The following is a 321-nucleotide window of genomic DNA, read 5'->3' as shown; positions in this document are numbered from 1 at the left end:
TCACCGTGGCCGGGCTGGAAGTGCCGCTGGCGTTGGTGGCGGTGTAGGTGAAACTGTCGGCGCCGGAGAAACCGGCGGTGGGGGTGTAGCTGATGCTGGTGCCGCTGGCCGTGGCAGTCCCGTGGCTGGCGGCGCTGGCCACGGCGACGCTGGTGGCGGCGCCGCCACTGAGGCTCAGAGGGATCGGGTTGGCGCTGCTGTTGGCCGCGACCGTGGCGCTGCCGGCGCTGGCAACCGGTGCCTGAATATTGATGGTGATCGAGTAGGCCTGGGACCCGGTGGCGCCGTTGGTATCGGTGGCGGTGATGGTCAGGTTGAAGG

At 69.5% G+C, this 321-nt stretch carries 1 protein-coding gene; it reads right to left on the bottom strand.

Going from position 1 to position 321, the window contains the following annotated elements:
* Positions 1-321 (bottom strand): Ig-like domain-containing protein (locus F6S12_RS33250; protein WP_315870052.1); only part of this gene is annotated, 321 nt, incomplete at both ends.

The sequence above is a fragment of the Pseudomonas sp. JV245A genome (genome assembly GCF_032424515.1).
Lineage (GTDB): Bacteria > Pseudomonadota > Gammaproteobacteria > Pseudomonadales > Pseudomonadaceae > Aquipseudomonas > Aquipseudomonas protegens.
The sequence above is the reverse complement of the archived record's forward strand: the minus strand, read 5'-3'. Positions and strand labels throughout refer to the sequence as shown.